The sequence below is a fragment of the Lentibacillus halophilus genome (genome assembly GCF_055395055.1).
Genome location: NZ_AP043750.1, coordinates 1,144,727 through 1,166,605, shown reverse-complemented (window position 1 = coordinate 1,166,605; position 21,879 = coordinate 1,144,727). Strand labels below are relative to the sequence as shown.

The 21,879-nt window shown below is 46.0% G+C and carries 24 protein-coding genes, 2 tRNA genes and 2 other annotated features; of the genes, 14 read left to right on the top strand and 12 right to left on the bottom strand.

The features are described 5' to 3' along the window. Positions 1 to 2 precede the first annotated feature (2 nt). From ACZ5Q7_RS05620 to fni, 3 genes are all read right to left on the bottom strand, one after another. A complete protein-coding gene (locus ACZ5Q7_RS05620; protein ID WP_343750926.1) occupies positions 3 to 728 on the bottom strand; it encodes a DsbA family oxidoreductase in 726 nt (241 codons plus the stop codon). A 133-nt stretch (positions 729 to 861) separates the two neighbouring features. Further along, positions 862 to 1,722, bottom strand: coding sequence for an MBL fold metallo-hydrolase (locus ACZ5Q7_RS05615; RefSeq protein WP_343750925.1), 861 nt, complete (start codon positions 1,720 to 1,722; stop codon positions 862 to 864). A gap of 240 nt (positions 1,723 to 1,962) precedes the next feature. Beyond that, positions 1,963 to 3,012, bottom strand: coding sequence for a type 2 isopentenyl-diphosphate Delta-isomerase (fni, locus tag ACZ5Q7_RS05610; RefSeq protein WP_343750924.1), 1,050 nt, complete (start codon positions 3,010 to 3,012; stop codon positions 1,963 to 1,965). 156 nt (positions 3,013 to 3,168) lie between these two features. Here fni and ACZ5Q7_RS05605 point away from each other — a divergent pair, with 156 nt between their 5' ends. Further along, on the top strand, positions 3,169 to 3,708 hold the full coding sequence (locus ACZ5Q7_RS05605; protein ID WP_343750923.1) for an HD domain-containing protein: 540 nt from the start codon (positions 3,169 to 3,171) through the stop codon (positions 3,706 to 3,708). Positions 3,709 to 3,817: 109 nt separating this feature from the next. Here ACZ5Q7_RS05605 and ACZ5Q7_RS05600 read toward each other — a convergent pair whose 3' ends face one another. Both ACZ5Q7_RS05600 and ACZ5Q7_RS05595 read right to left on the bottom strand, forming a co-directional pair. Further along, entirely contained in the window at positions 3,818 to 4,396 is a 579-nt protein-coding gene (locus tag ACZ5Q7_RS05600) for a DNA-3-methyladenine glycosylase I (RefSeq protein ID WP_343750921.1), read from the bottom strand. Between the two features lie 2 nt (positions 4,397 to 4,398). Beyond that, the gene (locus ACZ5Q7_RS05595; RefSeq protein ID WP_343750919.1) at positions 4,399 to 5,241 is read right to left on the bottom strand and encodes a sulfurtransferase; all 843 of its coding nucleotides are present in this window, start codon (positions 5,239 to 5,241) and stop codon (positions 4,399 to 4,401) included. Between the two features lie 233 nt (positions 5,242 to 5,474). Here ACZ5Q7_RS05595 and ACZ5Q7_RS05590 point away from each other — a divergent pair, with 233 nt between their 5' ends. Continuing rightward, complete coding sequence (locus ACZ5Q7_RS05590) at positions 5,475 to 6,488, top strand: D-alanyl-D-alanine carboxypeptidase family protein (protein ID WP_343750917.1); 1,014 nt, start codon at positions 5,475 to 5,477, stop codon at positions 6,486 to 6,488. A gap of 68 nt (positions 6,489 to 6,556) precedes the next feature. On the opposite strand, the gene ACZ5Q7_RS05585 is transcribed toward ACZ5Q7_RS05590, so the two are convergent. The 3 genes from ACZ5Q7_RS05585 to ACZ5Q7_RS05575 all read right to left on the bottom strand — a co-directional run bounded on the left by ACZ5Q7_RS05585 (position 6,557) and on the right by ACZ5Q7_RS05575 (position 9,215). Next, positions 6,557 to 7,012 (bottom strand): DUF2269 family protein, encoded by a 456-nt coding sequence (locus ACZ5Q7_RS05585; RefSeq protein WP_343750916.1) that lies wholly within the window; start codon positions 7,010 to 7,012, stop codon positions 6,557 to 6,559. A gap of 111 nt (positions 7,013 to 7,123) precedes the next feature. After that, positions 7,124 to 7,987: a fructosamine kinase family protein gene (locus tag ACZ5Q7_RS05580; RefSeq protein ID WP_343750914.1), complete on the bottom strand. Its 864-nt coding sequence runs from the start codon at positions 7,985 to 7,987 to the stop codon at positions 7,124 to 7,126. Between the two features lie 193 nt (positions 7,988 to 8,180). Further along, positions 8,181 to 9,215, bottom strand: a complete 1,035-nt coding sequence (locus ACZ5Q7_RS05575; protein ID WP_343750913.1) for a PTS sugar transporter subunit IIC — start codon at positions 9,213 to 9,215, stop codon at positions 8,181 to 8,183. Between the two features lie 181 nt (positions 9,216 to 9,396). Here ACZ5Q7_RS05575 and ACZ5Q7_RS05570 point away from each other — a divergent pair, with 181 nt between their 5' ends. Then, positions 9,397 to 9,957: a nitroreductase family protein gene (locus ACZ5Q7_RS05570; RefSeq protein WP_343750911.1), complete on the top strand. Its 561-nt coding sequence runs from the start codon at positions 9,397 to 9,399 to the stop codon at positions 9,955 to 9,957. Positions 9,958 to 9,999: 42 nt separating this feature from the next. Here the strand turns inward: ACZ5Q7_RS05570 and ACZ5Q7_RS05565 are convergent, their stop codons facing one another. The 3 genes from ACZ5Q7_RS05565 to ddlA all read right to left on the bottom strand — a co-directional run bounded on the left by ACZ5Q7_RS05565 (position 10,000) and on the right by ddlA (position 12,516). Further along, entirely contained in the window at positions 10,000 to 10,479 is a 480-nt protein-coding gene (locus ACZ5Q7_RS05565; RefSeq protein ID WP_343750910.1) for a GNAT family N-acetyltransferase, read from the bottom strand. 69 nt (positions 10,480 to 10,548) lie between these two features. Beyond that, a complete protein-coding gene (locus ACZ5Q7_RS05560) occupies positions 10,549 to 11,184 on the bottom strand; it encodes an SDR family oxidoreductase (RefSeq protein ID WP_343750908.1) in 636 nt (211 codons plus the stop codon). A 228-nt stretch (positions 11,185 to 11,412) separates the two neighbouring features. Then, positions 11,413 to 12,516 (bottom strand): D-alanine--D-alanine ligase, encoded by a 1,104-nt coding sequence (ddlA, locus tag ACZ5Q7_RS05555; protein ID WP_343750906.1) that lies wholly within the window; start codon positions 12,514 to 12,516, stop codon positions 11,413 to 11,415. A gap of 204 nt (positions 12,517 to 12,720) precedes the next feature. Beyond that, positions 12,721 to 12,960, top strand: a binding site (T-box leader). An 83-nt stretch (positions 12,961 to 13,043) separates the two neighbouring features. After that, positions 13,044 to 13,316: a binding site (T-box leader), on the top strand. Between the two features lie 62 nt (positions 13,317 to 13,378). Between ddlA and trpE the strand changes: the two genes are divergently transcribed. From trpE to trpA, 7 genes are read left to right on the top strand one after another with little or no spacing between them, the layout of a single operon-like run. Beyond that, a complete protein-coding gene (trpE, locus tag ACZ5Q7_RS05550) occupies positions 13,379 to 14,779 on the top strand; it encodes an anthranilate synthase component I (protein WP_343750905.1) in 1,401 nt (466 codons plus the stop codon). Next, positions 14,763 to 15,362 carry an anthranilate synthase component II gene (locus ACZ5Q7_RS05545; protein WP_343750904.1) on the top strand — a complete coding sequence of 200 codons (600 nt, stop codon included), beginning with the start codon at positions 14,763 to 14,765 and terminating at the stop codon, positions 15,360 to 15,362. The genes trpE and ACZ5Q7_RS05545 overlap by 17 nt, the downstream gene beginning before the upstream one ends. Further along, a complete protein-coding gene (trpD, locus tag ACZ5Q7_RS05540; RefSeq protein WP_343750903.1) occupies positions 15,346 to 16,371 on the top strand; it encodes an anthranilate phosphoribosyltransferase in 1,026 nt (341 codons plus the stop codon). The genes ACZ5Q7_RS05545 and trpD overlap by 17 nt, the downstream gene beginning before the upstream one ends. A gap of 1 nt (position 16,372) precedes the next feature. Continuing rightward, entirely contained in the window at positions 16,373 to 17,173 is an 801-nt protein-coding gene (trpC, locus tag ACZ5Q7_RS05535) for an indole-3-glycerol phosphate synthase TrpC (protein ID WP_343750901.1), read from the top strand. Next, the gene (locus ACZ5Q7_RS05530) at positions 17,163 to 17,768 is read left to right on the top strand and encodes a phosphoribosylanthranilate isomerase (RefSeq protein ID WP_343750900.1); all 606 of its coding nucleotides are present in this window, start codon (positions 17,163 to 17,165) and stop codon (positions 17,766 to 17,768) included. Before trpC ends, ACZ5Q7_RS05530 begins: the two co-directional genes overlap by 11 nt. Positions 17,769 to 17,773: 5 nt before the next feature. After that, positions 17,774 to 18,979 (top strand): tryptophan synthase subunit beta, encoded by a 1,206-nt coding sequence (gene trpB, locus ACZ5Q7_RS05525; RefSeq protein ID WP_343750899.1) that lies wholly within the window; start codon positions 17,774 to 17,776, stop codon positions 18,977 to 18,979. Continuing rightward, a complete protein-coding gene (gene trpA, locus ACZ5Q7_RS05520) occupies positions 18,972 to 19,745 on the top strand; it encodes a tryptophan synthase subunit alpha (protein ID WP_343750897.1) in 774 nt (257 codons plus the stop codon). The genes trpB and trpA overlap by 8 nt, the downstream gene beginning before the upstream one ends. A 41-nt stretch (positions 19,746 to 19,786) precedes the next feature. Here the strand turns inward: trpA and ACZ5Q7_RS05515 are convergent, their stop codons facing one another. Beyond that, positions 19,787 to 19,981, bottom strand: a complete 195-nt coding sequence (locus tag ACZ5Q7_RS05515) for an SHOCT domain-containing protein (protein ID WP_343750896.1) — start codon at positions 19,979 to 19,981, stop codon at positions 19,787 to 19,789. Between the two features lie 430 nt (positions 19,982 to 20,411). Between ACZ5Q7_RS05515 and ACZ5Q7_RS05510 the strand changes: the two genes are divergently transcribed. The 4 genes from ACZ5Q7_RS05510 to ACZ5Q7_RS05495 all read left to right on the top strand — a co-directional run bounded on the left by ACZ5Q7_RS05510 (position 20,412) and on the right by ACZ5Q7_RS05495 (position 21,854). Further along, positions 20,412 to 20,487: transfer RNA gene (locus ACZ5Q7_RS05510), tRNA-Thr, on the top strand. Positions 20,488 to 20,491: 4 nt separating this feature from the next. Further along, a tRNA-Ser gene (locus tag ACZ5Q7_RS05505) sits at positions 20,492 to 20,581 on the top strand. A 140-nt stretch (positions 20,582 to 20,721) separates the two neighbouring features. Beyond that, complete coding sequence (locus tag ACZ5Q7_RS05500; protein WP_343750894.1) at positions 20,722 to 21,057, top strand: thioredoxin family protein; 336 nt, start codon at positions 20,722 to 20,724, stop codon at positions 21,055 to 21,057. 296 nt (positions 21,058 to 21,353) lie between these two features. Next, on the top strand, positions 21,354 to 21,854 hold the full coding sequence (locus tag ACZ5Q7_RS05495) for a CotY/CotZ family spore coat protein (protein ID WP_343750892.1): 501 nt from the start codon (positions 21,354 to 21,356) through the stop codon (positions 21,852 to 21,854). The last annotated feature ends 25 nt before the right edge of the window (positions 21,855 to 21,879 follow it).

The following is a 21,879-nucleotide window of genomic DNA, read 5'->3' as shown; positions in this document are numbered from 1 at the left end:
CATCAGTCATTTTTCATGTCTTCACAGCCTTCATCCGTACAATACGTTGTTTTTGATTTTTTTGGTGTCAACGAGTGCGACGACGATTTCGATTGCTCCTCTTCCCATACTTTCGCAAGCACTTCAGTGAATACGTTCATTGGCTGTGCACCGGATAATGCATATGTGCTATTAAAAACGAAAAACGGAACACCTTGTACACCTAGTTGTGCCGCCTCTTTTTCATCCATCCGGACATCTTCCGCGTAGTCATCCTTTTTCAGCATTACTCGCACATTGCCCCGATCCAGACCGGATTCAGCTGCTAATCGGGCTAGTATTTCGTAATCACTGATTCGTTCAGAATCCGTAAAATAAGCACGAAACAGACGCTCGATCACGGCATGGCTCTTTCCTTTGTTTTTTGCATATTGCACAACACGGTGGGCATCAAACGAATTGGTCGGCTGCATCGTATCAAAATTGTATATCAACCCCAGTTCCTCGGCTTTTTTTCTCATTTTTTCATTCGATTGTCTGGCTTCTTCCACGCTCATGCCAAATTTAACACTCATTCGTTCATGAATCGACTGATCAGGATTTTTCTCGGAATCAGGATCTAGTTCATAACTATTATACGTCACGAATACATTGTCTTTATGAGGAAAATGGTCGAGTGCGGACTCCAATTGACGCTTGCCCATGTAACAGAACGGACACACGAAATCGGACCATACCTCTATGTCCATGATAACACCTCTTTCCTGATGGTTATTTTAGCACAGCCTTCTCACTGTCAGGAAATGTTGTGCTCTTGACACAAAGGAGGACATCAATTGGATCACCGCACACCCCTGACCATAGCGCTGATTTTCAGCTGAATCAATGATAGTCGTGACCATCAACATACCGTCCATAGTCCGGTTTAGCTGTTTGATCAAACGTTTGAGCAAGGTGTGAAAGCCCTTCCCTTAATGCTTCGCCACGCATCCACGTACCATGTCCCGGTACGACCGTCTCCGGATTTAATTGTGCCAGCTTTTCCACTGATGTTTTAGCTTTTTCCCAATCCGTTGTCAGATACCGCGGTGGCCCATTCACCTCACTGGTCTGCATAAGCACATTATAGAACGAGTCCTGTCTGACTGTAATAAAGGCATCACCGGAGAGAAGCATCCCATCATGCTTTCGGTAAAACGACACATGACCGGGTGTATGTCCCGGTGTGTGAATCCACTGCCATCCTTCCATTCCGGGTACGCTATTGTCTTCAGGCAACGGTTGCACCGCACGGCCTAAATTCACCGGTTCGTTCGGATAGATGCGGGAAATTTTGGCCAACATGCCGCCTTCTACACTAGGATCCGGCTCCGGATAGCTTTGTTCCCCAGTTAGATAAGGGAGCTCCAGTTGATGAGCATAAACCGGAACATCCCATTCCTGCACCAAGTCCACCAGTCCGCCAACATGATCAAAATGCCCGTGTGTCAGAACGATGGCTAATGGCGGTTGCTGTGTCCCGAACCGTTTCTCAGCCGTTTCCATAATGTTTTCGGCGGAATGAGGCAATCCCGCATCCACCAGCACCCATTCCCGCTCTTCCGGGTAACCAATAAAACCAATATTCACGATTTGGTCCGTATAGTAAAACACATCATTTGCTGCTTCTTCCCCTGATCCGCTTGTGATCGATGTCATTGGGATGGATTTATTATCCTTTGGTTCATGCATCTCTTCATCCATAGAAAGACCTCCTTTGTTATGTAGCATTTGGAGGTCGACGAATCATAAACCATCATTTGGAACCGTTTCCGATAACATTTTCTGGTTGCGACGCTGAATGATTAATGAACTTTGGCGATTTTGGTTTCATCTTTGGCTTTTTTGTTATAAACTTTGGTGTTTTCACTTTAACTTTGGCGTTTGTGTGCCAAACTTTGGCGTTTTTTAATGAACGAAAAAACTGCCCATAATAATGAGCAGTCAGTCTTCAAGCAATGATGTTCCCATAATGGAAACGCGTTTCGTATTTTTTAGATCACCGATCGTTTTGGCACCAATACCGAACATGGTCATTGTCAGTTCAAGCTCGATCTGATCCATGGTTTTGACAACTGCTTCATCGGATTCTGTTGCCGCCTGGAGCAACTTACGAGCAAATCCGATCACATCAGCACCAATGGTCAAAGCTTTGGCAGCGTCCATTCCGGTCTTCATTCCGCCGCTGGATACCACAGGAATATCATCCAGGGCGCTCCTCACCGATACAATGCAGTCCTTTGTCGGGATGCCCCAGCTATTGAACGCTTCCGCAGCCGCCTTTTTCAGAGGATCATTGGAGCGGAGTTTCTCAACCTGACTCCACGACGTCCCACCAGCGCCCGCAACATCAATATAGGAAATACCAGCATCGTATAATTGTTTGGCGACCGTTCCATCAATGCCAAACCCGACCTCTTTCGCACCAACCGGAACATCCAGTGCAGAGCAAACGTTTTCGATTTTCGGCAGCAAGTTTTCAAAATTCAAGTCGCCCCCATCCTGCACAGCCTCCTGGAGCGGATTAAAATGCAGCACAATGGAATCAGCACCGGTCATATCAATAATCTGCTGACACGCCTCAGCCCCATAGCCATAGTTCAGTTGCACAGCACCCAAGTTTGCAATGAGTGGAACAGTCGGTGCATGCTTGCGTATTAAAAAGGACTCCTGGTGCGCATCACTTTCCAATAAAGCCCTCGTTGAGCCAAGCGCTACGGCCCACCCTTTTTCTTCTGCAGCCTTCGCCAAATTCCGGTTTATCTGCGCCGCAAGCTCCGATCCACCCGTCATCGAACTGACCAGAAACGGCGCTTTGATTGGCTTGTCAAGGAAATGGGACGTCAAATCAATATCTCTAAAATTGATCTCCGGCAGTGCGTTATGTATAAACGATATTCCTTCCAGACCGGTTGACTTGTCCACTCCTTCCACATTATCTTCAAGACAAAGACGAATGTGCTCTGTCTTCCGTCTATTAATTCCTTCACCCATAGTGATTCATCCTATCTCAAGTATCATTTCTTCTATCATACCAAGGATTTTGAATTTATGTAATCATAATGGCATGAATCATTTTCAGAAAAATATTCACATATGCTACACTTACAGCATTGGGAACATGAAACATGGGAGGTAGGAGGGAAAAATATGAAACAAGCAGCAAAAATGTTTGCCGAAATAGCGCATGATGGGCAGACACGTAAGGCTTCCGGCACACCTTATATCACCCATCCCGTCCGTGTCGCACAACGGCTGGAAACTTCAGGATTCAGCGATGAGCTGGTTTGTGCCGGTTATTTGCATGACGTTGTGGAAGATACGCCATATGAAATAGAAGATATCAAAGACCAATTTGGATCAAAGGTTGCAGCACTCGTCTCTGCCCATACGGAAGATAAATCCAAATCGTGGGAAGGGCGCAAACAGGATACCATTGATACGGTAAAACGTGCAGAAGATGACGTAAAGTACTTAATTATAGCTGATAAACTGGATAACTTGCTGTCCATGGAAAAAGAACTGAACCGGCAAGGTCACAAACTTTGGGATCACTTTCATTCGGGATTTGATCAGCAGAAATGGTATAACCAATCCATCGCAGCAAACATGTACACTGGGCTTCCCGATCATAAAGTCCCTGCTTACTTTCAAGAATTCGCCGGTGCCGTTAAACGGGTATTTGGCTGAACTCAATCGGAGAAAGCCAAAAGATAATCCGTTTCTAAAGGCTCAGAGATCTGCATTGTGTGTTGCAGACCAAAACTGCAGATCCATTTATGTTTGAATCCATCGACATTTAAACCGTTTCATCGGTTCGGCCGTGATACAGAAAACAGTCTTTCGTATGGTCATTAACCATTCCGGTTGCTTGCATAAACGCATAACAAATCGTCGGCCCCACAAACTTAAATCCACGCTTTTTCAAGTCTTTGCTCATCTGTTCAGACTCTTGGGTCGTCGCAGGGACATCCGCATGTGTATCCCAGTTATTCAGAATTGGCTCACCGCCGACAAATTGCCAAATATAGCTGTCAAAGCTTCCAAACTGCTGCTGAATCATCAATACTGACATTGCATTCGTTATTACCGATTCGATTTTTTGTCTGTTACGGATGATACGCTTATCCTGGATCAGTTTGTGCACCCTATCCGTATCGTAACGAGCAATTTTTTCAGGATCAAAATAATCGAACGCCTTCCGATAATCTTCTCTCCGCTTAAGGATGGTAAGCCAACTCAAACCCGCCTGTGCCCCTTCCAGCGAAAGCATTTCAAATAAGGACTGATCATCATGGGTCGGCTTCCCCCACTCATGGTCATGATAATCAATATAAATCGAGTCATCTGTTACCCATTCACAGCGCTTTCGATTCATGGTTATTCCTCCTTTGTTTCCACTTTGTTATCATCATACGAAATCCAATCGCTGAAACTGCCAGGGTAAAGCTTAACATCCCGGTATCCGGCTAACCTCAATGCAAGAACGTTCGGGCACGCGGAGACACCCGATCCACACGAAACGATAATCTCATCGTCCTTAGATAAGGATTTAAAACGGTATTCGAGCTCATCATCCGTTTTCCATTTCCCTTTGTCATTCAAAACATGTTTCCAGAAGAAATTTTTTGCTCCGGGAATATGACCTGCCTTTCTATAAAGTGGTTCTGATTGACCCAGATATCGTTCACTTGCACGAGAGTCAATGAGTGTCGCCGTTTGGCTCTGCAACTTTTCTTTCACATTATCGATGTCCGCAACAGCATCATTCCGTATGAATGGCTCAAAATGCTTTGGATCCAGGTTCGTTACCTCGGTTGTCACCTCATACCCGTTGTTCATCCACGCATCCAAACCGCCATCAAGCAGATGAACGTCCTGATGACCCGCATAATCCAGCAGCCACCACAGACGTGCTGCGAACATGTCATTGTGTTGATCATAAATAACAACCGTTGTGTCATGATCGATACCGATGTTGCCCATTTTGGCTGCAAACATCTCCATATCCGGCAACGGGTGACTGCCGCCATGCTTAGCAGGTTTCTCAGATAAATCTTTGTTTAAATCCAAGTAAACAGCTTGCGGGATATGTCCTTCCAAATAAGCTTTCCTGCCCGCGTCTTCATCAGTCAGCTGAAATCGCGTATCCACAACAACCGTATCGTCGGGGGCATGTTCCAATCTGTTCTTTAGCCACGGGGCACTCACAATAACCGACATTTTCAGAACCTCCTGCTATATTTTTATCTTTTTATTTGAACCAATCTTCTTTCTCTTTATTTTAACCGATGAAAAAGAGGATGAACAGACCTGCTTATGCTTTATTTTCGCTAAAGAAAACCGAACGTCTCTGCATTAACATCCGGCTGGCCTTTCAAAAAGAAACCATAGACCAAAACAATCATGCAGTGATACGATAAACGTAAAAGATGAGACAATAGGGAGAGAAAACCATGTTCTACAAAAGCCTGACCGCTATTTTTATACTGTTCAATTTGACATTTTTAACCACAGCCTGCAACGGGAGCCCAGACAATAACGGATCCGCCGACCATACACCAACAGACAAAACAGACAACCAAAAAAAAGATCGTCCGAAAGATACGAGCATCGATCTCCCCCAGGAACAGCTGCAAAAAACCGATCAGGGCCAGGCGGTGAAAACGCTGCAAAAAGCCTTGAACAACGCCGGTTATTCCATTTCTGACAATGGAACCTTTGATAGGGAAACAACCTGGGCGCTTACCGATTTTCAATTGCAACAAGACTCGCTCACTGCTACTGGTATTTATAATGAGCCGACTCGAAACGCATTACAAAAGAAACTGGATGAAACGGACGCCGTCAAAGCAGGGGCTGTTCTGCGTAAACCGGACGAGAAACCGACAGCTGTTGGCAATCCACATGACATCCTTGCACTGGTCAATAAAGACAACAGACTGCCTGGTGATTTTGTTCCGCGTAACCTGACCGTACCCGATGTCCGTTTTCCTTTTGACGACTTTTTGCCGAAAAAACAAATGCGGAAGGTAGCCGCTCAAGCACTGGAAGATATGTTTCAAGCAGCCAACAACAACGATCTTGAACTGTTCGCTCAGTCCGGCTATCGGTCCTACGAGAGACAGGATGCCATCTTTGCCTCCAATGTCCGGGAACGTGGTGAAGAAGCGGCTAACAAAGTCAGTGCCAAACCGGGCGAAAGCGAACATCAGACTGGCTTGACCATGGATGTCACCAGCCCGGATGTCAATTACCGATTGGTCACCGATTTCGGGCAAACCGACGAGGGACAATGGATTAAGCAACATGCGAGTGAATACGGTTTTATTATTCGCTACCCGAAAGGAAAACAAGCCATCACTAAGTATCAATACGAACCATGGCATCTCCGGTATGTCGGCCAAAAAGCCGCCACAGCCATCATGAAGCAAGATATAACTTTGGAAGAATATTTGGGTGAAGCGTAATTCAGGCGCACATTTATCGTTATGTGCGCCTGAATTAATTGTGGTTATTTATTCCTTTTGATTCACTTTTAAAATGGTTTCAATACCATAAGCACAATGATGATCAAAAACAATATATTCTCCAACCGTTCATAGAAAAACAGTCTTTTTGATAATAGATAGTAATCAGGCGGTATATCATCGCTTTGATGCTCGTTAAGCAGCATTTTGACCGGTTTCGCCCTGGGTGACAGCATGACCGGACCAAGCCCCAAAGCGACCAGATACAATATGAGACTTGTTACATACCAACCTTGATCAAAAAGATACGGATGTAACATACCCATCCACAGGCCGGTAACAAACAGCAATATACCACCGATCATCACCACATGATGGAGATGATTGCGAATGGCATGGGCCTGCCGCAATTCGGTCATCGTCCGAGCTTTGCTAACTATATAAATCATCACAAACCCCGGGCCCATTCCCAATATGGCCGAAAAAACGTGTATGACAACAAGCAGTTCATATAATGTCATCATTCACCACCCACTTCCATCATGTGCCTTCATCATACACGATAAGGGGCAGGGTATATTTGTGATATGAAGCACGATACTAGTACATTTTATGACAAATTTGTGCCTGATACACTACCCACAATATCGTTTTAGAATGGCATCAACGGGCGGCCCATACCCTTCGCCAAAACTAATCAAGTGTACGAGCAAGTAATACAGCTGGTACAATGGTTTGATATCGTCATAATCCGGTGATAGTGGGAATCGCTCTTCATACGCTCGATAGAAATCGTTGGAATACCCGCCAAACAGCTCCGTAAAAGCTAGCTCAAAATGCCTGTCCCCATACAAAAATGACGGATCAATCACATAGGGAATCCCTCCTGAACCAACAAGCCAGTTGCCACCCCACAGGTCCCCATGCAAAGACGAAGGGGCTGTATCATCTGGAACCCACTTACCTAAGTTTTCCAGCAATGTTTCCATCCGGTGGCGCCGTTCACCCGTAATTCTTCCACGGTCGATTCCAAGCTGAAGCTGGGCACCCAGACGCTGGTCCCGATAATACGCCAGCCAGCTTGAAAACAAGCCATTTGGCTGAGGAAGCGTACCGATAAACGTATCAACGTCCAAACCATGCTTGTCACCGAATGACTGATGCATCTTCGCGACCCGGTCACCGAGCTGACGCTGTGTATCGGCAGAAGGCGTTCCTTCGATCCATTCCATCACCAGAAACGCACCTCCGCTTTCATCCGAGTAGGCACATACGTCCGGAACAGCGATTGAATCCGTCTGACTGATGAGGTCCAACCCCTTTGCTTCCAGTTCAAAAAAACGCGCCGGTGCATTTGGATGGTATTTTACAAAATAACGGCCTTGATGAGTCTCCGCAAAATAGCTTGCACTAATGGATCCTCCCCCAACACGGGTGACCTTTTTCAAAGGGGTTTCATCGCCCGCCTTCTTCAATGCTTTGTCCACAACAGTCTTCATGCTGACGCTCCTTTATATCCCATCGTCATTCATTCGTTCTTTCCCTGGTGCAACCAAATCTTCCTGGCCATCCGGCAAAGGGATACGTGTCATTGTCAGTTGACGCTTCCTTTTAGGTCTTTTCTTATTGACTTATTTCCAGTATAACAAATACGAGCTATTGTTGCGTTTTTGCGAATCGTATCCTCAGAATTCATTCGTAGTCGATTTTCATATCCCCTGGTTTGATCCAGCCTTTTTTACGGAACCATTCCGCTAGAACGAAACTGATAATCGCAGGGCCGATCACATGCAACGCCACCATGGATCCTAACACATGCCAACTAAAGCCCATGGATTCAAAAGTCATAATTTGTCCCACCAGACCACTGGTGCCCATCCCCGCACCAAGATCATTATTTTCAAGTTCCAGCCAGACGGTTGCAAATGGGGCCAGGACGGCTCCGGCGATAGTCGGCGGAATAATAATCACAGGATTGCGCAACACGTTGGCTACCTGCAGCATGGACGTGCCAATTCCCTGTGCCAGCAAACCACCGACACCATTTTCACGATAGCTGGCCGATGCAAATCCAACCATTTGCGCGGCACACCCAATCGTTGCCGCACCTGCTGCCAATCCATCAATGGAAAGCATGATGGCAATGGCTAAACTGGATATGGGGGCCGTTAATCCCCATCCCATCAAAACAGCAACCAGTATCCCCATAATCAAAGGCTGCTGGTCGGTGGACCAATTAATAATTCCTCCGAACCACGACATGAATGCATTGATCGGCGGGCCAATAAAGGTACCGATGGCAAACCCGACAAGTATTGTTACAAATGGCGTGATGATAATATCAACACGTGTCGTTTTATAGACTATTTTCCCAAACTCAGTAGCAATCAGGGCGGTCACATAACTTCCAGCCGGTCCGCCCAATTCAGCACCGAATGCTCCGGCAAACAGCGCAGAAAATAAAACGAGCGGGGGTGCGTTCAACCCATAAGCAATTGCCACGCCAATGGCACCGCCCATTATTTTGGTCTCCATCGCATAGCCGCCCATATCCACAAAAAACGCCAGCTGATCCCATCCCCATTTTACCGCTTGCTCACCAATGGTTTGAATAATCAGACCAATAATAAGAGATGCGAACAGCCCTAATGCCATATAGCTTAACGCCGTAATAACATACGCCCTGACCGACAAAGAAACTCCTTTTCGCTTCAAAAATGCTTTCATGTCTTCCTCCCCCTATTGTGAAATTATTCACATGTAATTTTTTAATTATGCGAATTCTTACTGTTCCTCCCATTATTACGTGATTCATTTCACAAATCAAGACCTTTTTAATGTTTTGCTACTTATTCATTTATAAGCTATAATAAATGATCAATACATATTTTTTGATGGAGGGTGAGAATTGAATTCTGCTAAGACAAAGACATCACTTCAACAGACCATCCGCGACCGACGTGCTGTCAAAAAGCATTACAACGATAAACCCGTTACCGAGGATACCGTCAAAGAACTGCTGGAAGATGCTATATGGGCACCTACCCACGGCGTCCGTCAGCCTTGGCGATTCATCTTTGTCGGACCGGAGCAAAAAGAAACCTTTGCCGCAAACGTTGCCGCCACGTATCCGGAAGAACGCCAGGAAAACCGGTATCAATACCTTTGTGAACCCAACGCGTTCCTTATTGTCGTCATGGATGAACCTGACAGTCAAAAACAATGGGATGAAAACTTTGGTGCAACCGCCTGTATGATTCAAAACTTCTGGTTGCTTGCATGGGAGCATCAGCTTGGGGTTGTCTGGAAAACCAATTCGCATATTTATGATCCGGCGGTGAAAGCGATCCTGGACATAGGTAACAACGAAAAAATCGTCGGGTTCCTGCATCTCGGCTATTTTGATGAAAAGCCCGTCAAAAAGGAACGAATCCCGGCCACCGATAAATTCACCCGATTTGAAGGGTAACGATATCAAATGGCCTTCTCCTACTTAAAAGTTGTATAGCTTTTAAACTAACTTTTTGATATACCAATCATCCATGGCGCCATGTTCCGAGCCATCCAGCGGTTCATTCAGTTCCTGAAAGCCAAACTGGCGATATAAGTAGCTGGCGATTTCAAGTTTCCGCGACGTTTCCAGATAACAATACGTATAATGCTTGCTGGCAAAGTCGAGCGCTGTCGTCATCAATTGCTTGGATAGCCCCTTGCCTCGAAATTCAGGCGCAATATACAACTTTTGCAACTCTCCCACGTCTGAATTTTGGGCGTAGGGAGCAATACCCGCCCCACCCGCAACTTCATTCGCATCTGTCACAACCACCCAATATTTGGCCCCGGGCTTCTCTTTATAAAATTGTGATAAATAGCCAAGCTGAGGATCGAAATAGGCTGTTCCGGGAATATTTAAGCCAGCATCCTCCAATGACCATTTAATAATGCGTTTCAATGCCTGATTGTCGTTCATTTCAATTTCACGAATGTCCATCATCCTTACCCCCTCGTCTAAACTGAATGGCATAAATGCTATACCTCGGATTTATCTAAGCTTAATAGCCTATTTAACCATATTAACCAGCCGCGCTGCTACATCCATAGAATCATTTTTGCCGCTCGGATTGGCATCTGTCGCGACGCTTCCGGGATCAAGCAGTTCCACTTGTATGCCGTTAGCCTTCTCTTCTTCGGCAACCGTTTGAATCAAGGCTTCAGCGGCTGCTTTACCTGCCGAATAAGCGCCAAATCCTTTCATATAAAAATGGGCAAGGACTGATGTTACCGTAATAATAACTGCGTGATTACTCCTGCGCAGAGCAGGCAGAAAATACTTGGTAACAAGAAATTGACTTGTCGTATTTTTATCGATCACTTGGTACCATTGATCCACAGTCATGTCTTCGATGGATTCTCTGGCAGGAACACCTCCGACGTTATTTACGAGAATATCAAGTCTCCCGCCTGTTTGCGCCAGCAATTTATCCCGAAGCTTTTGAACACTGGCTTCACTCGTCATATCACCCGGGAGCACAATCGTTTGATCCTGGCCAATATCCTCGCTCGCCTTCTGCAATACATCCTCCCGTCTACCAGTTAACACGACCGTCATGCCTTCATTAACGAACGATGTGGCAATCGCCTTTCCTAAACCTGTTCCGGAACCCGTGACAAGAGCCACACGATTATCTTTTGCCATTATCCCATCTCCTTATCTACTAAAATACGGCATCACTCATTAACTATGAATAGCACCCTAACCAAAATCTTATCAATGTTCCACTGGCTTTGGAGCGTCAGAGATTTGGCAGACGCTTATCAAACATTATAGAACTTTATCAATGAATGTTTAGGCATTCCCCGGAATACAGGGAATGCCTAAACATAATATATCCAAGCCATGCAGTGTCTTTAATTTACAGCAAGATTAGTCGTCCCATACGGCACTTTTCTTCTTACTGTTACGCTCATGCCGTTGAATAGCCAGTTTAATTAGTTGATCAATTAATTCCGGATAGGCAACGCCACTCAGTTCCCACAATTTCGGATACATACTGATGCGTGTAAAACCGGGCAATGTATTAACCTCATTCACATAGACGTCTCCGTCATCAGTCAGGAAGAAGTCCACGCGCGCCAACCCCTCGCACTCCAGTGTTCGAAACGCTTTTACGGCAGTTGCTTGCACCTTTCGAGCCGCCTCATCCGATAGATCAGCCGGCATTTCCAATTTCGCACCGGATTCGTCAATATACTTGGATTCGTACGAATAAAATTCCGTCTGCGGTAAAATTTCACCCGGAACGGATGCTTTCGGATCGTCATTGCCCAATACCGCACACTCAATTTCACGACCGTTCAGCGTCTCTTCTATAACGACCTTTCGATCATACTGGAAGGCTTCATCCAGAGCTTGATCAAACGCTTCCTCTCCCGAAACTTTGCTGACACCGACGGATGACCCTTGGTTGGCCGGTTTAATGAACATCGGCACACCTACTTCCTTTTCCGCTTTTGCAAAGGTCATCTCCTGTCGATCCGCATGTGAACAGGTCAGCCCTTTGGCAACGTTTAACCCAGCCGCTTGCAGCAGCCGCTTGGCAATATCCTTATCCATGCAGATCGCTGAACCAAGCACATCGGTACCGACAAACGGGAGGTTAGCCAAGTGCATCATCCCCTGAAGACTGCCATCCTCGCCCAACGTTCCATGAACAATCGGAAATACAGCATCCAGTTGCTCAATCAAACGGGCATCTGTGGCATGAATCAGCTGATGGTCTGTTTTTCCGGGTACCAACGCAACCGTTTGCTCCGACTGATTCAGCCGAATGGATGTCGGGTCATCGGCATTAATCAAATAGGATGATGGGTTATTTATATGCCATTTCCCCCGCTTGTCAATTCCAATCAAAACGACCTTATATTTTTCTTCATCGATCGCATCAACGATATTTTTGGCTGATTGCAATGAAACTTCATGTTCGGCGGACTTGCCGCCAAAAATAATCCCTACCGTTTTCTTCGGCATCCTCAGAACCCCTTTGCACATATATATATCTAACATAGCACAAAAAGGCTCGTTCAAAACAGAAAAAATGTTATCCCGAGAAAAAATCGGATACACATGACCGTCACATTAACCTGTATTTTTAAATAAAAATAATTTTTCCGGTTATTTTGTATTGACATCAGGTTAAAACGCCGTTAGAATAAATATTAAATATTCTTTCAAATTAAAGCGTTGACGAAGAGGAGTACCCTGTTGTTATTCTCCAGAGAGCCGGTGGTAGGTGTAAACCGGTGTATATGGCAGGCGAATGGACTTCCGAGCTCCGGATCGAACCGTTATTACAGTAGACTCCGGCGACTTAATTCCCATCGTTATCCGGGAGGCATAGGATACATTCCTATGGTCGGAGTGAGCTGTTTCTGCAGCTAATAAAGGTGGCACCACGGGCTTCCCGTCCTTTTTTACAAGGATGGGAAGCTTTTTTATATGGGTTGATCACCATAACCAATCAACCCACTTGGCAGTTCGGATACTAACAAAATAACTACAAATCGCTGAGCAAGAGAAGTAAGCTTTTATGAAGCGTTCCAGAGAGCCGGTGGTGGTGCAATACCGGCACGTGGATGATTGCCGAATGGACTTGTGAGAGGTTTCCTGAACGACAGTACGGAAACACGGGACTCCGCCGTTATACGGATAAGGTATCGGATGAAAAGGTCCAAAGCAACGTCCCTTACACATCCCGTATCTGAAAAAGATGGAGATAACATTCGTTGTCTCCAAAAAGAGGTGGCACCGCGGTCACAATCGTCCTCTGCAAACATAGTCGACTATGTTTGCAGAGGTTTTTTATTTTTAACCGAAAAGGAGTTTTGCAGACATGGTAACCAACTCAAAACCACTGCCCTATAAATATATAAAACGTAACGCTGACACCCTGACCCCGATAGGCATATTTCAAAACCTGCAAGGAACAAAACGGTTTTTGCTGGAAAGCTCATTCCAACATGAAGAAAAAGGCAAATATTCCTTTATCGGAGCTGACCCATATATAGAAATCACCGGAGGCCATGATGAAACGACCATACGATATCAACAAACAACCGAAAAACGGTATGAGACGGTTTTATCCGTGTTACAAAACGAAATTCCTTCATTGGATGTTGATATTCCCCTCCCCTTCTTTGGAGGTGCAGTAGGATATACCGGTTATGATGCTATTCGCTCCTATGAAGATATCGGCGGGGAGCTGCCCAATGACACAGACATGCCGGATTGTCATTTCATGCTTTATAAAAACATCATTGTCTTTGACCATAAAGATGAATCGGTGTTCGTCATAGCAACAAACCTGGATGAGCAGCCGGAACACGTATTGGATAAACGTTTAGACGCATTAAGCAAGGCACTGATGCCGGCTCCGTCCGATCATCCATCAGCGGATGACCCAATCACGTTCCAACCTGACATGGATAAAAACCATTTTATGCGTAATGTCGAAATAGCAAAAGAACATATTCAGCAAGGAGATATCTATCAGGTCGTTTTATCTCAACGAATGAAAGCTGCCATGCATGGGGATCCATTTACATTCTATCGAAAGTTGCGAAAAGTGAATCCGTCCCCATACATGTTTTATATCGACTTTGATGATTACGTCCTTTTGGGGGCGTCACCGGAAAGTTTACTGAAAACGTCGGGAGAGGACATTATTGCCAATCCGATTGCCGGTACACGACCGCGCGGGGAAACGAAGGCGGAAGATGAAGCATTGTCGAGAGACCTTCTCGCAGATGAAAAGGAGTTATCAGAACACCGGATGCTCGTTGATTTAAGCCGAAACGACCTCGGCCGTGTGTGTGAAGTAGATAGCATTACGGTCCCAGCTTATATGCACATCGAAAAGTATAAGCACGTTTCACACATTGTCTCAGAGGTACACGGAAAATTGGCTGCCCGATTTTCGAGTATCGATGCATTAATTGCATGCCTGCCCGCTGGAACCGTATCCGGTGCACCGAAAATCCGTGCCATGCAAATCATCAATGAACTGGAAGACGTCAGACGCGGTGCTTACGCTGGTGGTGTTGGCTACATCAATTTTAATGGCGACATGAACATGGCACTAACCATTCGATCACTCATTGTAAAAGATAACTATGCCTACTTACAGACAGGTGCAGGTATTGTCTACGATTCCGATCCGGAAACCGAATATAACGAAACCTTGCACAAAGCACGCTCATTAATGGAGGTGACAAACTTTGATTTTACTCATTGATAATTACGACTCATTTTCGTACAACATCTATCAATTCGTGGCAAGCGAAGGAATGGAGGTAGCCGTCCGCCGAAATGATCAGCTGACTGCCGAGAATGTTGCAACGTTAAACCCGGAAGCCATTATCCTTTCCCCAGGACCGGGAACACCGGAGAAAGCAGGTATCTGCGCAGAGATTGTGAAGACATTTTACAACCGCATTCCCATTCTCGGAATTTGTCTCGGTCATCAGGTTATTGCTCATGCCCTTGGTGTATCACTTACCAAAGCTAAGACCGTTAAACACGGCAAAACATCATCCATCACCCATAATGGGCACGGACTTTTCAGTTATCTCCCGCAACCGCTGGAGGTGATGCGTTATCATTCATTGGCCATTGACCGGACAACGTTGCCGTATGAACTAAAGGTTGTGTCGTCATCTCTTGATGATAATGAAATTATGGCGATTAAACACCGGCAACACCCTGTTTATGGCATACAGTTTCATCCGGAATCCATTGGCACAGCATCCGGAAAGACAATCATCCGCAATTTTTTAATTGAAATTGGAAAGGAGATCCATCATGAAACAGTATCTTGAAAAACTGATGAATCGGGAAAACCTTACACTTGAGGAAATGAAACAGGCAACTGCAGCATCTTTTTCAGATCATATTACTGATAGTCAACTGGCATCATTTTTAACGGCACTTCGAGCAAAAGGCGAAACACCCGAGGAAATTGCCGGGCTCGCTTCGGTTCTTCGTTCCCAATCCACCCAGACAACCGACATGCCGATGAGGGTTATGGATAATTGTGGAACAGGCGGCGACGGTTCCCAAAGCTTTAACATCAGCACAACCGCTGCATTTGTTCTGGCCGGTGCCGGCGTCCCAGTTGCAAAGCACGGCAACCGCAGCATCTCCAGCAATACAGGAAGTGCTGATGTGCTCGAGCATTTGGGTATTTCCCTGTCGTTCATGAAAGAACATGTCGAGGAAATGCTCACCGAAGCCAGTATTGCTTTTTTGTTTGCGCCAAATGTACACCCCGGAATGAAACGTTTTATGGGTGTCCGGAAAGATTTGGGCATTCCTACGATATTCAACCTGATCGGCCCATTGACCAATCCGGTTCATCTCGACACGCAGTTCCTCGGCGTGTACCGGCGCGATATGCTGTCTCTGCTTGCCCAAACGTTGCATCAGTTGGGACGAAAGCGAGCACTCGTCATTAATGGCGCTGACTATATGGACGAAGGCTCGCTTGCGGGTGACAATCACATCGCCATGCTCGACAATGGAAATGTCCATTCCTTCACGTTGCATCCGAATGACGTGAACTTGCCCGTCCACGATAATGATGCCATAAAGGGGGGCGATGCAAAAGATAACGCCCGCATTTTAATGGATGTCCTGAGTGGAAAACAGGGGGCTTACCGTGATACGATTCTTTTCAATGCAGGACTCGGACTATTCGCCAATGGCACCGCATCTTCCGTCCACGATGGTGTCAGAATAGCAGCTGAAAGCATCGACAGCGGTGCCGCTATGGAAAAACTTCAGAAGTTAACCGAATACAGTAAAAAAATAGCAAAGGAGGCGATATAACGTGACTATTTTAGACCATATTCTCCGTGAAAAAGAAAAAGAAATTGCGTCGTTGCAGGGACGTTCGTTTCATAACGCCGAGAGGAAAGCAGCGTTACCTGCCAACGTAGCACCATCTTTTCGAAACTCGAAACAGTTGAATCTTATCGCTGAAATCAAACGGTCCTCCCCATCCAAAGGGGAAATAAATACGACTATCGACCCTGTTCAGCAAGCTAAATGGTATGAAGCATGCGGTGCGGATGCCATATCAGTTCTGACGGATGAAACCTTTTTCCACGGATCGATGGATGACTTGCAGGCTGTCAGTGAAGCGGTGAACCTCCCTGTCCTTTGCAAAGATTTTATTATCGATCCAATTCAAATTGACCGCGCAAAGGCGGCTGGTACCTCTATTATTTTATTAATTGTTGCCGCCATGTCTGAAGCCAAATTGCATGAACTGTATGCCTACGCATCGGAACAAAGGCTCGATGTGCTATGTGAAGTTCACAACGAACAAGAGATGGAAACAGCTATCAAACTGGGAGCGACCATCATCGGAATTAACAATCGGGATCTGAAAACATTCGACGTGAACCTATCTGTCACCAAACGTTTGGCCGCCATGGTAACAGATCGCAATACCGTTCTGATCAGTGAGAGTGGCATGCAAACACGTGATGACGCTGCCAGTGCCCGCAACCATGGAGCGCACGGTATCCTTGTCGGGGAAACACTGATGCGCTCTGAAGACGTGCCTGACCTCATCAACACATTAAAAGTACCTGTAACAGAGGGGAGCACCCCTGATGCTCGTTAAAATATGCGGAATCACCACGACCGAAGCAGCACGCGAAGCTGCACGGTCCGGTGCGGATTTCATCGGACTTGTGTTTGCACCGAGCAAACGGCAGATCACATTGGAAAAAGCGGCGGAAATAAGCGCCGCCCTCCCTACTGCCGTCAAGAAGGTCGGCGTTTTTGTGAATGAAACGAACGATGCGATCACCCGCATTGCCGACGAGGTCGGATTGGATATCATTCAGCTTCATGGCGATGAGCCACCGGCCTTTGCCGAGCAGCTGGCTTATCCGGTTATTAAAGCATTTCCAATGACCGGAAAGGTTACGTCGGAAATGGAGACATACCCATGTTCTTACTGCCTGACCGACAGCCCGATCGGACCCAATCGCGGTGGCAATGGAACCGCATTTGACTGGAATCAGTTGATAGAAACGACTCCCCGCCGCCAGTCCATCATCCTGGCCGGGGGACTAGCGCCTGACAATGTGCAAACAGCCATCGCCACTGCAAAACCAGCTGGTGTTGATGTATCAAGCGGTGTTGAAACCAATGGCGTCAAAGATCCTGTAAAAATACGACAATTCATTACCAATGCCAAAAGGAAGGGATGACCGAAATGACAACCTATGCATTTCCCAATGCCCAAGGAAAATATGGAAGCTACGGCGGACGGTATGTGCCTGAATTATTAATGCCGGCTCTGTTGGAATTGGAAGACTATTACGAAGCAGCTATAAACGATCCACAGTTCCGGGAAGAATTGGATGGCTATTTAAAAACCTACGTAGGACGAGAGACACCCCTCTTTTACGCAGCCAACTTATCGAAGAAGCTGGGCGGGCCATCAATTTATTTGAAACGTGAAGACCTGAACCATACCGGCGCCCATAAAATTAACAACACGATCGGCCAAGCCTTATTAACACGCCGGATGGGCAAACAGAAGATCGTTGCCGAAACCGGCGCAGGCCAACATGGTGTTGCGACCGCGACCGTTTGTGCCCTTCTCGGACTCGACTGTGTCGTGTTCATGGGGGAAGAAGATATCCGCCGGCAAAAATTGAATGTTTTCCGGATGGAACTGCTCGGCGCCGAAGTCCGCAGCGTTACAAACGGAAGCGGAACATTGAAAGATGCGGTGAATGAAGCATTGCGCTATTGGGTTAGCAATGTGTCGGATACCCATTATATTATCGGTTCGGTTGTCGGCCCGCATCCGTTTCCAAAAATGGTACGTGACTTCCAATCCATTATCGGCAATGAAACAAAAACACAACACCGTGATGTGACAGGCCGGTTGCCGGAAGCTGTCATCGCTTGTGTTGGCGGCGGCAGCAACGCAATGGGCATGTTTTACCCATTTATCGAGGATGAACACGTGGCCCTTTACGGCGTGGAAGCTGGCGGCAGCGGACTGGATACGAATGAGCATGCAGCAACGTTGAGTGCCGGAACCCCTGGTACGCTGCACGGAACCATGACCCATTTGCTTCAGGACCAGCATGGGCAGATTGAAGAAGCCACGTCCATTTCAGCGGGGCTCGACTATCCCGGTGTCGGACCGGAGCACAGTCACCTTCATGACATCGATCGTGTCGCCTATACGTCGATCACCGATCAGGAAGCGATCGATGCGTTTAAGCTGGTGTCACAAACAGAAGGCATAATTCCAGCTTTGGAAAGTGCCCATGCGATAGCGTATGCAGGGAAACTGTCTAAACAGATGGACGAAACCGAGTCGATTGTTATTTGTCTGTCGGGATGTGGCGATAAGGACGTGGAAGCCGTTAAAGATGTCATGGGAGGGACAACACATGAGTAACCAAGCACTGGACAAAGCGTTGGCTGACAAAAGACAAGCAGGAAAGAATATCATCGTCCCATATATTATGGCCGGAGATGGCGGTCTTGACATACTTGAACAACGGCTCGAATTTTTACAGGAAAGCGGAGCAGCAGCTGTGGAACTGGGAATTCCTTTTTCCGACCCAGTTGCGGATGGCCCGACGATTCAGGATGCCGGACAACGGGCACTGAAAAATGATACATCATTAACAAGTGTTCTGAAAACGCTGGAAACGTTTAAAGATAAGCGGTCTATCCCTGTCATTTTAATGACATATTTCAATCCCATTTACGTTTATGGTGTTGAAGCATTTGCCAATGACTGCGCAAGTGTCGGCGTAAATGGTGTTATCATTCCTGATCTACCAATGGAAGAAGAAGAACACATCGTTGCTCGTTTACAGGACCATGCCATCTCCAGTATCCGACTAGCTGCGATGACCAGCCCTGAACGGCGACTTGCTGACATAGCGGGCCGTACAGAAGGCTTTCTTTACGCCGTTTCAGTCAAAGGAACAACCGGTACGAGATCCGCGCATGGCAGTAACGTGCAATCATACTTGCAGCAATTAAAACAAATGGCGAATGCACCCGTCCTCGCCGGGTTCGGGGTATCCTCTTCTGAGCAGGCCCGTGAACTGGCTGCCGATTGCGACGGTGTCATTATCGGGAGCCGGATTGTGGATTGGTTTCACCAAGGAAAAATAGACGATATCAAACAACTCATTCAGAATAGTCTTTAAACACCCTGTCGCTTGCTGGGTGAACTGGCAAGTGACAGGTTTTATTTCCCCTGTTTTTCCCTGGCTCGTTCATATTCTTCTTCAGTGATCTCCCCTTTCTCCAAGCGTTCCTCCATTATCTCAAGGGAGCCTTTTTGCCGCTTATGTCTCCCGGCACGAAACCGGTAGAGGATGATCGCCAATACAATAAGAATTATAAGCGTGACGCCCAATCGTATATAGCCTTCAACCTTCATGAGACCACCTCCACTATTACTGTTCCCTGTTTTTAATGACTTAAAGCCAAAACTGGATCTTGTTTATTTTCTTGAACAATCTTCAAGCTAGTTCGGACCTTGAGATGGGCTCTCTCGGACTTTTTCAACCCGCAATTTTGATGTTTTGGACTTGAGACACCCTCTCTCGGACTTTTTCAGCCCGCAATTTTGATGTTTTGGGCTCGAGACGCCTTCTCTCGGACTTTTTCAGCTCATTTATAAGATATTTTTGGTACAGATAAGGAAATAAAAGGATTTATCCCATGCAAATCTACCCATCAACTTTAATTTTTCTAAGGTCAATCATAATTTTACTGATGCTATTAGCCTTTTTTCCAGTCAAATCCATTGCATAAATATAAAATTTATACTACCATTTTCAATGGACTTACGAGGCTGTATATATCATGCTGGTGTAGCACAGTTGGTAGTGCGCGTCACTCGTAATGACGAGGTCGGAGGTTCGAGTCCTCTCACCAGCACCACTTTGGAGGAGTACCCAAGTACGGCTGAAGGGGGCGCACTCGAAATGCGCTAGGGCGTGTAAGCGCCGCGGGGGTTCGAATCCCTCCTCCTCCGCTTTTATATGTTTATTTCATCCCCCCCTATTGCCTTATAACCCTCGACAGCAACTCAACCATCTTTCCATTTGCAAAAATCTTTTTGACCATAGAGACATTGATAATCATTTAAAAAAATATACATAAAAGGGTGTCGTTATGCGTTCTTTCACTGAATTACGCTCCATTGATGCCATCGATCTATTTACGAAGGACAACCGTCTGAGTTTGTTATTTGTTTCCCGTCCCGGCTGCAGCGTTTGTCACGACTTGCTGCCACAGGTACAAACACTGATGAAAAATTATCCAAAAATACAGTTGGGATACATCAATGCAGATGATGTCGAGACCATTGCGGGACATTTTTCCATTTTCACCGTACCGGTCATCCTTGTATGTGTGGAAGGAAAAGAAATTATTCGGGAAGCACGGATAGTGCATATGGATCTCTTTAAAGAAAAACTTGATAAACTATATAAAAACGTGGCTGGATGAACCATGCATCCAGCCACGTTTTTATATGCGGGAAAGCCGGTGATCAGCCGACTTTTCCGACAAAATTCATGGGTTGTGGTATAAATCCAACAAGACTTGTTTCGATTTATAGTTCATTCTATGTCTTTAAACCTCCCTTAGCATCGGCGCATACCCTGAGTTATACACACATTCTGACACTGACTGTGGATATATTACTCATTTTGCATGAAAAATAGACTCATATACAACCTGAAACTGACAATCCACATAGAGTATTAATGTAACATGAAAAATAATCAAAAGGAGAGATTTTTGTGGCAGACTGTGTATGTAATATTGTGAGGGATATTGTCGAGGCACAAGATCAAGCGAACAACAATAATAGAGGCAATTGCCCAACAAGCTGTGAAAGCTCAATTCAAGACTTGCTGTCACCAGGAATGACCAACAACAACGGCCCGGACACTGTTCCATTTATGCTTTATTGTGAAGGCGACTGCAACCCGTTCATTGCAAGTGGTGTATACCGGAACAACGGCGTCTTCAATTGTCTAGAATCCCCGATTTTTCGTGCGAAGGAATTTACTGATGACAACGAATGTTGTGTAAGACTGGAACTTCTTGCACCAGCTGACGAAATTGGTGGTGTTACAGATGTTGATGGAGACGACGTCTGCGATTTCTTTGGAAATACCGTAACAAACTTCATGGCAACAGGTATCTGTATAACCGTTGATTTGAATACCTTCAATGGTATCCAGTGCTTGGATGCGGTCACGCCATATCCTTATTCCCAGTTTGTAAACAATGCCTAAGAAACACTGAATCAACCAAAGGCTG

Bases quoted from the DNA above. Each gene is read 5' to 3' on its own strand.
- ACZ5Q7_RS05620 (WP_343750926.1), bottom strand. From the start codon at position 728: ATGGACATAGAGGTATGGTCCGATTTCGTGTGTCCGTTCTGTTACATG.
- ACZ5Q7_RS05615 (WP_343750925.1), bottom strand. From the start codon at position 1,722: ATGGATGAAGAGATGCATGAACCAAAGGATAATAAATCCATCCCAATG.
- fni (WP_343750924.1), bottom strand. From the start codon at position 3,012: ATGGGTGAAGGAATTAATAGACGGAAGACAGAGCACATTCGTCTTTGT.
- ACZ5Q7_RS05605 (WP_343750923.1), top strand. From the start codon at position 3,169: ATGAAACAAGCAGCAAAAATGTTTGCCGAAATAGCGCATGATGGGCAG.
- ACZ5Q7_RS05600 (WP_343750921.1), bottom strand. From the start codon at position 4,396: ATGAATCGAAAGCGCTGTGAATGGGTAACAGATGACTCGATTTATATT.
- ACZ5Q7_RS05595 (WP_343750919.1), bottom strand. From the start codon at position 5,241: ATGTCGGTTATTGTGAGTGCCCCGTGGCTAAAGAACAGATTGGAACAT.
- ACZ5Q7_RS05590 (WP_343750917.1), top strand. From the start codon at position 5,475: ATGTTCTACAAAAGCCTGACCGCTATTTTTATACTGTTCAATTTGACA.
- ACZ5Q7_RS05585 (WP_343750916.1), bottom strand. From the start codon at position 7,012: ATGATGACATTATATGAACTGCTTGTTGTCATACACGTTTTTTCGGCC.
- ACZ5Q7_RS05580 (WP_343750914.1), bottom strand. From the start codon at position 7,987: ATGAAGACTGTTGTGGACAAAGCATTGAAGAAGGCGGGCGATGAAACC.
- ACZ5Q7_RS05575 (WP_343750913.1), bottom strand. From the start codon at position 9,215: ATGAAAGCATTTTTGAAGCGAAAAGGAGTTTCTTTGTCGGTCAGGGCG.
- ACZ5Q7_RS05565 (WP_343750910.1), bottom strand. From the start codon at position 10,479: ATGGACATTCGTGAAATTGAAATGAACGACAATCAGGCATTGAAACGC.
- ACZ5Q7_RS05560 (WP_343750908.1), bottom strand. From the start codon at position 11,184: ATGGCAAAAGATAATCGTGTGGCTCTTGTCACGGGTTCCGGAACAGGT.
- ddlA (WP_343750906.1), bottom strand. From the start codon at position 12,516: ATGCCGAAGAAAACGGTAGGGATTATTTTTGGCGGCAAGTCCGCCGAA.
- trpE (WP_343750905.1), top strand. From the start codon at position 13,379: ATGGTAACCAACTCAAAACCACTGCCCTATAAATATATAAAACGTAAC.
- trpD (WP_343750903.1), top strand. From the start codon at position 15,346: ATGAAACAGTATCTTGAAAAACTGATGAATCGGGAAAACCTTACACTT.
- ACZ5Q7_RS05530 (WP_343750900.1), top strand. From the start codon at position 17,163: ATGCTCGTTAAAATATGCGGAATCACCACGACCGAAGCAGCACGCGAA.
- trpB (WP_343750899.1), top strand. From the start codon at position 17,774: ATGACAACCTATGCATTTCCCAATGCCCAAGGAAAATATGGAAGCTAC.
- trpA (WP_343750897.1), top strand. From the start codon at position 18,972: ATGAGTAACCAAGCACTGGACAAAGCGTTGGCTGACAAAAGACAAGCA.
- ACZ5Q7_RS05515 (WP_343750896.1), bottom strand. From the start codon at position 19,981: ATGAAGGTTGAAGGCTATATACGATTGGGCGTCACGCTTATAATTCTT.
- ACZ5Q7_RS05500 (WP_343750894.1), top strand. From the start codon at position 20,722: ATGCGTTCTTTCACTGAATTACGCTCCATTGATGCCATCGATCTATTT.